The following is a 10,685-nucleotide window of genomic DNA, read 5'->3' on the forward strand; positions in this document are numbered from 1 at the left end:
GCCCCTGAGCGGCAGCACCCGCACGCCGGCCGCCGAGGCCGCACCGCCCACGGCCGGCCAGGCCAGCGCCGGCGATGTGATCTGCGCCTTCAGTCCGGCCGGCCTAGCCGCCCTGTCGGAGGTGGCGCAGCAAGGTCTTGAGCAAGGCATCGAGCAGGTGGCGCAACTGGCGCAGGACACCGGTGATCAGCTGCTGCAAGGTCTCGGCGCGGTCAGTCAAGGTGCACAAAGCCTGGTCGAGGGCGCTGCGCCTTACGCGACCCTCGGTGCGCTGGTGCTGGGTCAGCTGATGAGCGAGCGGGCCTGAGTGATGCGCGTCCTCGCATCGACCGGCCTGCTGGCGCTGCTGGCCGGCTCGCAAGCCGGCTGTGCGCTCGTCAGCCCGCTGCCGACCTGGGAGCTGGTCAAGGCCGCCGGCGCCGCCACCTCGACCGCCATCGCCTACGGCCCGGGCCGGGCCGTCAACACCGTGCATCACGGCGAAGCGCCGCCGCGCAGCGTCTGCATCGAATACAACCGCGAGGTCCAGATGGCCGACCTGGTGCCGGCGCTGCAGGCCGAGCTGCGCGAGCTGCGCATCAGCAGCCGCGTCTACGCGGCCGGCACCGCGCCGCCCGACTGCGAGACCTGGCTGCGCTATGCCGCCAGCATCCAGTGGGACATCCCGCCGCTGGCCGAGGGCTACCGGGCCTATGTCAACGCCGCGACGCTGAGCCTGCACAAACTCGACGGCCGCCTGATCGCGCACAGCAGCTATGCGCTGGACGGCGATCTGCGCAGCAGCAAATGGGCCAGCACGCGGCGCAAGCTGGCCCCGGTCGTCAAGGCCGTCATCACCGGTTTCGAGAGCTGAGCACATGATCAAGGCCCTCCCTCTTCTTCCCCTTCTGTGTCTGTTGCTGAGCGCCTGCGCCGGCCCCTCGCCCCGTCTGGTGCAAGGCCCGCTGAGCGCGCCCCCGCTGCCGGCGCCGCAGTATCTGGAGCGCACACCCAATGGCGCGATCTACCAGGCCCATATGCCAACGGCCTCGCTGTTCTCCAGCGAACGCCGGCCGCAGCACATCGGTGACACCTTGAAGGTCGATATCGCCGAGAGCCTGCAGGCCAGCCAGAAGAACGCCACCGACACCAGCCGCGACAACAAGTTCGCGATCAAGGGGCCGGGCAGTGGCAGCGGCGACGCCAAGTCGGGCGGCTTCTTCGAGTCGCTGCTGAACGCCAATGCGACGGCCGCCGGCAGCGACTCCTTCCGCGGCTCGGGCCAGACCGAGAACAGCAGCAGCTTCAACAGCCAGCTTGCGGTGACCGTCATCAACGTGCTGCCCAACGGCCATCTGCTGGTGGCCGGCGAGCGCAGCATGGCGCTCAACGGCAGCGCCCAGACCCTGCGCTTCTCCGGCGTGGTCGACCCGCGCGACAGCACGGCCGGCAATATCGTGCAATCGCGCGATGTGGCCAGCGCCAATCTGGAGTCGCTGGGCCGTGGTGAGGTCTCGGAGGCCGCCTCGCGCAGCTGGATCCAGCGCCTGCTGACGCGCAGCCTGTCGATCTGGTAGGGGCTCGCGCCGCAGGCCGGACGCGAGTGTTTCCCTTATGTGTCGCATGTGCGCCAGCCGCCCGCAGCAAGCCCTGCTTTTCGGGGCTTTGACGCCGCAGCGGCCATGGACACTGAAGCAAAGAAATCAGAGGTATCGAGGTGGCAATTGACAAGAAGGTGGCCGCGCCCGCCGGCGTGGTCGGCATGCCGAATCTGCGCGCGGCCGGCAGCTGTGGGGCAGCAGACGGTACGCCTGCCCAGAGCTGGCTGAAACTGGCCACGGTGCAGCACTACGGCCGTGGCCAGGTCATCATCGAGGCCGGTCAGCCGCTGCTGCATTGGATGGCGATACGCGAGGGTGCAACTCGCCTGAGCTCGCGGCCCCATGGTCGTGGGGAGGACGGCGAGGACGTGCCGGTCGCCATCCTGTGGTTCGGCGATGTGATCGGCTGGACCTCACCGGTCGGCAAGGAACTGGCCCGGTACGAGGTCACCGCGCTGACGGCGGTCTCGACCCTGACCATTCCCAAGGAAGGCATAGGCATCACCGGCTCGGCCGAGCAGCTGTGCAAGGCCGATGTGTTCCAGCTCTATGCCGCCACCGCGACCCGCATCCAGGACCAGGTCTCACTGCGCCTGTCGGGCAATGGCTTCCAGCGCCTGGTCGGCGTGCTGGCCACGCTGGCGATGGCCGCGGCCGGTGCCGCCGGCCAGGCTGCGGCACGGCGCAGCGGCGGCCTGCATCTGCCGATGGCCCAGGCCCTAATCGGCTCCTTCGCCGGCCTGGCGCGGCGCCAGACCTGGGTCTATCTGCAGCAGCTGGCCACCACCGGCTGGGTCAGCACCGGCCACTCCAAGCTGATCCTGGAGGCCGCGCCAGCCTGGCTGCAGCTGCTGGCCGAGGTCGAGCTCAGCGGGCTGGACTGCATCGCCACCGTGGAAGCCTGCAACAGCACGCTGTCGCGGCTGTGGCATGAGCACCAGGCTTAGCGCTGCGCGTCAATCCTCGCGGCCCAGCGCCGCCTGCAGCACCGAGCCATTGGCGGCGCGCCAGTCATAGTCCATCTGGCGGGCGGTGCGGCGCGCCAGCTCGGGGCTGGCCAGCTCGGCCACCAGATGCAGGCTCAGATCGATGCCGGCCGAGATGCCGGCCGATGTGAACAGCCGGCAGGTGCCGCCGTGATGCACCCAGGGCTTGGCCTCGACCCAGCGCTGCTTGGCCAGCACCTTCAGCAGCGAGCCGGAAGCCTGGGAGGCGGCGCGCAGATCGTCCAGATCTTCCCAGTGCGTGATGGCCTCGCGCTCGGTCAGCAGGCCGGCTTTCTCGAGCAGGAAGGCGCCGGTGCAGATCGAGGCCAGCACCTTGAGCCGGCAGCTCTGCACCAGCAGCCAGTCGTCCAGGCCCGGGCGCTGCAGCTCGGCCGTGACCACACCGCCGGGCACGATCAGCACCTCCAGCTCGGGATGCTGGTCCAGCGTGTACTGCGGCGTGACCATCAGGCCGGCACGGGCGCGCACCGGCTCAAGACTCGGCCCCAGGGTCAGCACCTCGAACGGCGGCTCGCTGCCCTCGCGCCCGGCCAGGCGCGAGGCGGTCGAGAACACCTCGAAGGGGCCGGCAAAGTCCAGCACCTCGACCTCGTCGAACAGATAGATCCCGAGCTTCATGTGCGCCTTTGCAGTCATAAAGCGCAAGCATGCCACGAGCGGTGGTGGGGCGGGGGGGCGGGGCCNGAGAACACCTCGAAGGGGCCGGCAAAGTCCAGCACCTCGACCTCGTCGAACAGATAGATCCCGAGCTTCATGTGCGCCTTTGCAGTCATAAAGCGCAAGCATGCCACGAGCGGTGGTGCGCAGGGCGGACGGCCGCCGCCCTGCGCACCGCCGCCGGTCACGCCGCTGACACGGCCGGCGCCAAGAATGCCGGCCATGATCAAAAGCCTTACGCCTCCCATGCCCTCCCCCCGCGCCCTGCTGTGCTGTCTGCTCCCTCTCGCCCTGCTGGCCGGCTGCGGCGGCAGCGACGATGACAGCCCGGCAGAGATCAGCGTCAGCAGCCTGCGCCTGATCGGCCAACAAGTACTGCCGCGCCGCATGGAGTTCCAGGGCACCGTGATCGGCGGCCTGTCGGGCATCGACTACGACGCCAAGAGCGACAGCTATCTGCTGATCAGCGACGACCGCAGCACCACCGACTCGCCAAACGCACCGCGCCTGTACACCGCCAAGCTGACGTTCGACGCGAGCCAGTTCACCGGCGTGCAGCTGCTCTCAAGCATCAAGCTGAAGCAGCCCGATGGCAGCGACTATCCCAAGGTGCCCGATCTGAAGGTGGCCGATCCGGAGGCCGTGCGCATCGACCCGGTCAGCGGCCTGTATGTCTGGGTCAGCGAGGGCGAGCGGACGCTGGGCACGCCGAACCGGCTGATCCAGCCTTTCATCCGGGAGGTCAACGCGCAGGGCCAGCATCAGCGCGAATACCCACTGCCAGCCATGTTCCAGATCGGCGCCGGCGACAGCGGCCCGCGCGGCAATGCGGTGTTCGAGGGCCTCGCCTTCACGCCCGATGGCCGTTCGGCCGTGGTGCTGATGGAAGGGCCGCTTATCCAGGACGGCACGGCCCCCAGCCTGACGGCCGGCGCGCAGTCGCGCATCACGCTGTTCGACCGCGCCAGCGGCCAGGCCACGGCCCAGTACGCCTACCCGATCGAGAAGGTGCAGGCCACGCCGGTGCCGGCGACCGGCTTCAGCGTCAGCGGCGCCACCGAGATCCTGGCACTCAGCGCTACTCGCTTTCTGGTGCTGGAGCGCAGCTTCTCGGTGGGCGTGGTCGGGAACCAGGTGCGGCTCTACGAGATCGACATCGGCGGCGCCAGCAATGTGCTGGCCAGCGCCACGCTGCAGGGCGCGACCGCGGTCAAGAAGCGCCTGGTGCTGGACTTCGAGACGCTGAAAGCCCAGCTCGGCGGCATCGCCAATCTGGAAGGCCTGAGTCTGGGCCCGAAGCTGGCTAATGGCCGGCACAGCCTGGTCGTCGTCGCCGACGACAATTTCCCGACGGCCGACTCTGCGACCGACCGCAACCAGATCCTGGTGTTCGAGATTCAGCCCTGATCGGTGGCGCTGGCGCAGCCTCCCTACAATCGCGACAGCCCCAGCCGGGGCTGTCCTTATTTGTGCGCCATGCAGCTGCCCCTGATCGTTCCCGGAAAAAAGTTCAACCAGCCCCGCCCCACCGGCTCGGCCGATGCCCTGCTGCTGGCGCGCTTCGCGCTGCAGCAGCGCGAGGCCGGCCGACTGAGCCTGATCGTCACGGCCGAGCCGGGCGACACGCAGCGGCTGGAGGACGAGCTGAAGTTCTTCGCGCCCGATCTGCGCGTCGCGGTGTTCCCGGACTGGGAGACCCTGCCCTATGACACCTTCTCGCCCCACCAGGACCTGATCTCGGAGCGACTGGCCACCTTGTGGAGCCTGCTGCAGAGCCAGGGCAAGCCGGTGGACCAGCGCCCGGTCGATGTCGTGCTGCTGCCGGCCACCACCGCGCTGACGCGGCTGGCGCCGCCCAGCTTCCTGGCCGCGACCACCTTCCATTTCAAGCAGAAACAGCGCCTGGACGAGGCCAGCCTGAAGTCGCAGCTGACGCTGGGCGGCTACACCCATGTCAGCCAGGTCGTCTCGCCGGGCGAGTACGCGGTGCGCGGCGGGCTGATCGATCTGTTCCCGATGGGTTCGCTGGTGCCCTACCGGGTCGATCTGTTCGGCGACGAGGTCGACTCGATCCGCACCTTCGATCCCGACAGCCAGCGCAGCCTCTACCCGGTGCCCGAGGTGCGGCTGCTGCCGGGCCGCGAGTTCCCGATGGACGAGGCCTCGCGCAAGGCCTTCCGCTCGCGCTGGCGCGAGAAGATGGAGGGCGACCCGAGCAAGTCGCGCATCTACAAGGACATCGACCAGGGCATTGCCAGCGGCGGCATCGAGTACTACTTGCCGATCTTCTTCGAGCAGACCGCGACGCTGTTCGACTTCGTCGGCGCCGAGCTGGGCCTGGCGCTGCACGGCGATATCGACGCCGCGCTGACCCGTTTCTGGACCGACACCCGCGAGCGCCACCGCTTCCTGCAGCACGACCCCGATAGACCCATCCTGCCGCCCGAGGAGCTGTTCCTGAAGGTCGAGGACTTCTTCGCGCTGACGCACAGCCATGCGGTGCTGGCGGTGCGGGGCAGCGTATCCGTCGATGAGGTGGCCGACTACGCGCGGCCGCTGCCCGATGTGTCGGTCGAACGCGGCGCGCAGGAGCCGCTGGCCCGGCTGGCCGCTCATCTGAAAAGCACGCCGCACCGCGTGCTGATCCTGGCCGAGAGCGAGGGCCGGCGCGAGAGCCTCTTGGAGCTGCTGCGCGACAACAAGATCGAGCCGCCCTCGGTAAAGGATCTGGCCGAGTTCGAGGCCAGCGACGAGAAGTTCGCGATCACCGCAGCGCCGCTGGCCGCCGGTTTCTTCTGGCGCGAGCCCGAGGCCGGCAGAGAGATCCAGCTTTTCACCGAAACCGAGCTGTTCGCGACCACGCCGACGACGCGGCGCCGCCGCAAGCAGGAGCAGGTCAGCGATGTCAATGCGCTGATCAAGGACCTGTCCGAGCTCAAGGTCGGCGACCCGGTGGTGCACAGCAACCACGGCATCGGCCGCTACCAGGGCCTGATCAATATCGATATCGGCGACGGTGCCAGCGAGTTCCTGCATCTGGAATACGCCGACAAGGCCACGCTGTACGTGCCGGTGGCCCAGTTGCACCTGATCAGCCGCTACACCGGTGTCTCAGCCGAAGAAGCGCCACTGCACCGGTTGGGCTCGGGCCAGTGGGAAAAGGCCAAGCGCAAGGCGGCCGAGCAGGTGCGCGACACCGCCGCCGAACTGCTGAACCTCTATGCCCGCCGCGCCGCCCGCGAGGGCCATGCATTCCGCTACTCGGGCCATGACTACGAGGCCTTTGCCGCCAGCTTCGGCTTCGAGGAAACGCCCGACCAGCGCGCCGCGATCCATGCGGTGATCCAGGACATGATCAGCCCGAAGCCGATGGACCGTCTGGTCTGCGGCGATGTCGGCTTTGGCAAGACCGAGGTGGCGCTGCGCGCGGCCTTTGTCGCGGTGATGGGCGGCAAGCAGGTCGCGGTGCTGGCGCCGACCACGCTGCTGGCCGAGCAGCACTTCCAGAACATTGCCGATCGTTTCGGCAAGTGGCCGGTCAAGGTCGCCGAGATGAGCCGCTTCCGCTCGACCAAGGAGATCAAGGCCGCGATGGAAGGCCTGGCCGACGGCACCATCGACATCGTTATCGGCACACACAAGTTGCTCAGCGCCGAGGTCAAGTTCGCCCGCCTGGGCCTCTTGGTGATCGACGAGGAACACCGCTTCGGCGTGCGCCACAAGGAGGCGATGAAAGCGATGCGCGCCGAGGTCGATGTGCTGACGCTGACCGCGACGCCGATCCCGCGCACGCTGGGCATGGCGCTGGAGGGCCTGCGCGACTTGAGCGTGATCGCGACCGCGCCACAGCGGCGATTGGCCATTAAAACTTTCGTGCGCGCCGAGAGCAGCGGCACGATACGCGAGGCCATGCTGCGCGAGCTCAAGCGCGGCGGCCAGGTCTACTTCCTGCACAACGAGGTCGATACCATCGAGAACCGGCGCCAGAAGCTTGAGGAACTGGTGCCCGAGGCCCGCATCATCGTGGCCCATGGCCAGATGCCCGAGCGCGAGCTGGAGCGGGTGATGCGCGAGTTCGTCGGCGGCAAGCACAACGTCTTGCTCTGCTCGACCATCATCGAGACCGGCATCGATGTGCCCAGCGCCAACACCATCATCATCGCGCGCGCCGACAAGTTCGGCCTTGCCCAGCTGCACCAGCTGCGCGGCCGCGTCGGCCGCTCGCACCACCAGGCCTATGCCTATCTGATGGTGCCCGACATCCAGGGCTTGACCAAGCAGGCCACCCAGCGCCTGGACGCGATCCAGGCGATGGAGGAGCTGGGCTCGGGCTTCTATCTGGCCATGCATGATCTGGAGATCCGCGGCGCCGGCGAGGTGCTGGGCGAGAACCAGAGCGGGAACATGATGGAAGTCGGCTTCCAGCTCTACAACGAGATGCTCAGCGAGGCGGTGCGCTCGCTGAAGGCCGGCAAAGAACCCGATCTCTTGAGCCCGCTGGCTGCCGTCACCGAGATCAATCTGCATGCACCGGCCCTGCTGCCCGATGCCTATTGCGGCGATGTCCATGTGCGCCTGAGCCTCTACAAGCGCCTGGCCACGGCCGACAAGAGCGAGCAGATCGACAAGCTGCTGGAAGAGGTCACCGACCGCTTCGGCAAGCTGCCGGCCCAGGGCCAGACCCTGTTCGACACGCACCGGCTGCGCGTGCTGGCCAAGCCCTACGGCGTGGCCAAGATCGACGCGGCGCCCAGCGTGATGAATATCAATTTCCGCCCAAACCCGCCGATCGACGCGATGCGCGTGATCGAACTGGTGCAGAAGAACCGCAATATCAAGCTGGTCGGCAACGACAAGCTGCGCATCGACAAGGCGCTGTCCGACCCCAAGGACCGCGCTCAGGCGATCCGCGAGGTGCTGCGCCTGCTGGGACAACCCATCAAGCAAGACTGATACTTCGCCGCAGGCAGGAACGGAGCTTAGATTGACCACCAATGATCTCAGCAAGATCGCCGGTTTCTTCGCTGCCATATCTGGCTGGAGAGAGGCATACGCAGGGGCATGGCTTTGTTATGTTGGAGTGCGGCGAGAGAACGGTGAACTGCTTGTCGCTGCGGCTCGGCTCTATCTAGGGCTAGGTCCTCTGCAAGCAGTCAAACCTAGTTTTAGAGCTGGTCACATTGAGGCTGGTGTTTGGCCGATTCCTCTGGACACCTATGCCCTCGGGGACATCGTTGAATCGCTGGCTAGTCAAGACGGGCTACTCATCGATGGCATCGGAAAACTCAAATTGCCAACTGACGAGCGCAGTGGGATATATGTCGCCCCGCCAACCCTCCTGCACCCCGAGGGGATAAGCAACGGCAACCGCCTCGCAGTGCTATCCATACATGGAAAGAACTGGGCAGACCTTTTCCCACAACCTGAATCAGATTGGCTTTTGAAGGGAGCTGATCAACCCTACGACTCATTGGGTGAACTCACTGCAGACTATTCCCTCGGAACCCTCCGCGAGTCACTTTCGGCCTTTGAAGTTGTCGCAGGAACTGCGATTGAAGTTCTTTCAAGTTCCGCTGTGAGTGGCACCAATGCAAGTCTGGGACTCTGGCTCTCGAACAGATTGGATCGATCCCAGGCAAAGCTGGGGTACCGCGTTCTAAGCGGCGGGAAGGTTCACAGCCGAGGGTCAATCTATGGTCAAGACATGGATTGGCAATCAGGTGAACTTGCAGATTCCGGAACCACATCAATCGCCGTTCCTTTGGGGTCAATCGTGCATTGCATTGCCTCGTATGCTGGGCAAGCACACCACGTTCAATGGCGAGTTGACCCTACTTTCTTTCAGAATCCTCGTGCAGCAGTACTCGGCCAAGTCGATCAGGGCCTGCGCACGATGCGAAGCTATCTGCTTCCTGATCTACCGCCTAAAGGCAAAGCAGCTGACGACTTCGAAGCGGCAATTGGCTGGCTGGTCTGGTCCTTAGGATTTGCACCCGCCGCGTTCGGAACCAACCCGAAGACTCGCGATGCATTCGACATCATTGCGGTGGCGCCCAGAGGCGACTTCATAGTAGTTGAATGCACTCTCGGACTGCTTAGATCTGAGAGCAAACTCTCCAAGCTCGGCGCTCGCGCCGCTACTCTTCGCGAGACATTAGCTACATCCAACATGCGGCATGTACGGGTGCTTCCCGTTATCGTCACCGCAATGACGGCCGAGCAGGTTAAGTCGGACGCAGACCAAGCAGCAGAGATAGGAGTTTTGGTACTGACCAGAGAGGATCTGGAGAACTCATTTGAAGAACTGTTGCGTACGCCCAATGCCGATGACCTATTTGAGCGGGCATTGGCTCGCCTGAGTCAAGTAGGGAAGTAGGTTTCCGATTCGCTGACAACCCCGAAAGAATATGACTTCCCTCGTGATCCAGGGCTTCACGCCCCCGCTGCTTCTCACCGATTTCAGGATCGCCGCCTTCGACATGGACTCGACCCTGATCAATATCGAGTGCATCGACGAGATCGCCGATGCGGCCGGCAAGAAGGCCGAGGTAGCGGCCATCACCGAGGCCGCGATGCGCGGCGAGATCACCGACTTCAAGGACAGCCTGCGCCGCCGGCTCGCGCTCCTGAAGGGCGTGCCCGTCAGCGCGCTGGAGCAGGTCCTTAGCGAGCGTCTGCAGTTCAACCCTGGCGCCCGCGAGCTCTGCGCCGCGCTCAAGGCCGCCGGGTTGAAGCTGGTGCTGGTCTCGGGCGGCTTCACCTTCTTCACCCGCTATGTCGCGGCCGAGCTGGGCATGGATTACGTGCGCAGCAATGAGCTGGAGATTGTCGATGACGCGTTGACCGGCCGCCTGGTGATGCAGGCCTGGGGTGAGATCTGCGATGGCGAGGAGAAGCGCCGCATGCTCTTGCAATGCGCGGCCGAGATCGGCGCCACGCCGGCGCAGGCCATCGCCGTCGGCGACGGCGCCAATGACCTGCCCATGATGGGCGCCGCCGGCCTCTCGGTGGCCTTCCATGCCAAGCCCAAGGTGCGCGAGCAGGCCATGGTGGCCATCAACGCAGGCGGCCTGGACCGCCTGCTGAGTGTGTTCGCCGCATGAGAGTTTCGGTCGACCTGGCCAAGGCCAGCCGCCTGTTGAACCACGGCCCCACCGTGCTGGTGGTCAGCGCGCACGGTGATCACCGCGATGTGATGGCGGCGGCCTGGAACATGCCGCTGGACTTCGCGCCGCCCAAGGTTGCGGTGGTGATCGACAAGAACACCTACAGCCGCGGCCTGATCGAGGCCTCGGGCGAGTTCGTGCTGGCCGTGCCCTGCGCGGCCCAGGCCGATCTGGTGGTGGGCGTGGGCAATAGCTCGGGGCGCGAGATTGACCTGCCCCCTCCCAGGCGTACCAGCGTAAAGGTAGCGAAGTCCATCAACCAGGAGAATGATGGA

The 10,685-nt window shown here is 66.0% G+C and carries 10 protein-coding genes; 9 read left to right on the plus strand and 1 reads right to left on the minus strand.

Annotation, left to right across the window (positions count from 1 at the left end; genetic code table 11):
- The 4 genes from PO768_RS25780 to PO768_RS25795 form a co-directional block, all read left to right on the plus strand.
- Nucleotides 1–307: hypothetical protein (locus PO768_RS25780; protein WP_272648329.1), on the plus strand; the 307-nt coding region annotated here is incomplete at its 5' end.
- 3 nt (nt 308–310) lie between these two features.
- Nucleotides 311–853, plus strand: a complete 543-nt coding sequence (locus tag PO768_RS25785; RefSeq protein ID WP_272648330.1) for a cell division protein FtsI — start codon at nt 311–313, stop codon at nt 851–853.
- Nucleotides 854–857: 4 nt separating this feature from the next.
- Nucleotides 858–1,556: a flagellar basal body L-ring protein FlgH gene (locus PO768_RS25790; protein WP_272648331.1), complete on the plus strand. Its 699-nt coding sequence runs from the start codon at nt 858–860 to the stop codon at nt 1,554–1,556.
- 140 nt (nt 1,557–1,696) lie between these two features.
- Nucleotides 1,697–2,527: a Crp/Fnr family transcriptional regulator gene (locus PO768_RS25795; RefSeq protein WP_272648332.1), complete on the plus strand. Its 831-nt coding sequence runs from the start codon at nt 1,697–1,699 to the stop codon at nt 2,525–2,527.
- 9 nt (nt 2,528–2,536) lie between these two features.
- On the opposite strand, the gene PO768_RS25800 is transcribed toward PO768_RS25795, so the two are convergent.
- Nucleotides 2,537–3,205: a DJ-1/PfpI family protein gene (locus tag PO768_RS25800; protein WP_272648333.1), complete on the minus strand. Its 669-nt coding sequence runs from the start codon at nt 3,203–3,205 to the stop codon at nt 2,537–2,539.
- Nucleotides 3,206–3,490: 285 nt separating this feature from the next.
- Between PO768_RS25800 and PO768_RS25805 the strand changes: the two genes are divergently transcribed.
- From PO768_RS25805 to PO768_RS25825, 5 genes are all read left to right on the plus strand, one after another.
- Nucleotides 3,491–4,651 carry an esterase-like activity of phytase family protein gene (locus PO768_RS25805; protein WP_272648334.1) on the plus strand — a complete coding sequence of 387 codons (1,161 nt, stop codon included), beginning with the start codon at nt 3,491–3,493 and terminating at the stop codon, nt 4,649–4,651.
- Between the two features lie 69 nt (nt 4,652–4,720).
- The gene (mfd, locus tag PO768_RS25810; protein ID WP_272648335.1) at nt 4,721–8,197 is read left to right on the plus strand and encodes a transcription-repair coupling factor; all 3,477 of its coding nucleotides are present in this window, start codon (nt 4,721–4,723) and stop codon (nt 8,195–8,197) included.
- Nucleotides 8,198–8,228: 31 nt separating this feature from the next.
- Nucleotides 8,229–9,620, plus strand: coding sequence for a hypothetical protein (locus PO768_RS25815; RefSeq protein ID WP_272648336.1), 1,392 nt, complete (start codon nt 8,229–8,231; stop codon nt 9,618–9,620).
- 31 nt (nt 9,621–9,651) lie between these two features.
- The gene (gene serB, locus PO768_RS25820; RefSeq protein WP_272648337.1) at nt 9,652–10,347 is read left to right on the plus strand and encodes a phosphoserine phosphatase SerB; all 696 of its coding nucleotides are present in this window, start codon (nt 9,652–9,654) and stop codon (nt 10,345–10,347) included.
- Nucleotides 10,344–10,685, plus strand: a 342-nt coding sequence (locus tag PO768_RS25825; protein ID WP_272648338.1) for a flavin reductase family protein, incomplete at its 3' end; no start/stop codon positions are given. The genes serB and PO768_RS25825, both read left to right, overlap by 4 nt.

The sequence above is a fragment of the Paucibacter sp. XJ19-41 genome (assembly GCF_028462495.1).
In the GTDB taxonomy this organism is placed as follows: domain Bacteria; phylum Pseudomonadota; class Gammaproteobacteria; order Burkholderiales; family Burkholderiaceae_C; genus Roseateles_E.

Excerpts from the sequence above, each read along its gene's own strand:
- PO768_RS25785 (WP_272648330.1), top strand. The coding sequence starts at position 311 with ATGCGCGTCCTCGCATCGACCGGCCTGCTGGCGCTGCTGGCCGGCTCG.
- PO768_RS25790 (WP_272648331.1), top strand. The coding sequence starts at position 858 with ATGATCAAGGCCCTCCCTCTTCTTCCCCTTCTGTGTCTGTTGCTGAGC.
- PO768_RS25800 (WP_272648333.1), bottom strand. The coding sequence starts at position 3,205 with ATGAAGCTCGGGATCTATCTGTTCGACGAGGTCGAGGTGCTGGACTTT.
- PO768_RS25805 (WP_272648334.1), top strand. The coding sequence starts at position 3,491 with ATGCCCTCCCCCCGCGCCCTGCTGTGCTGTCTGCTCCCTCTCGCCCTG.
- mfd (WP_272648335.1), top strand. The coding sequence starts at position 4,721 with ATGCAGCTGCCCCTGATCGTTCCCGGAAAAAAGTTCAACCAGCCCCGC.
- serB (WP_272648337.1), top strand. The coding sequence starts at position 9,652 with ATGACTTCCCTCGTGATCCAGGGCTTCACGCCCCCGCTGCTTCTCACC.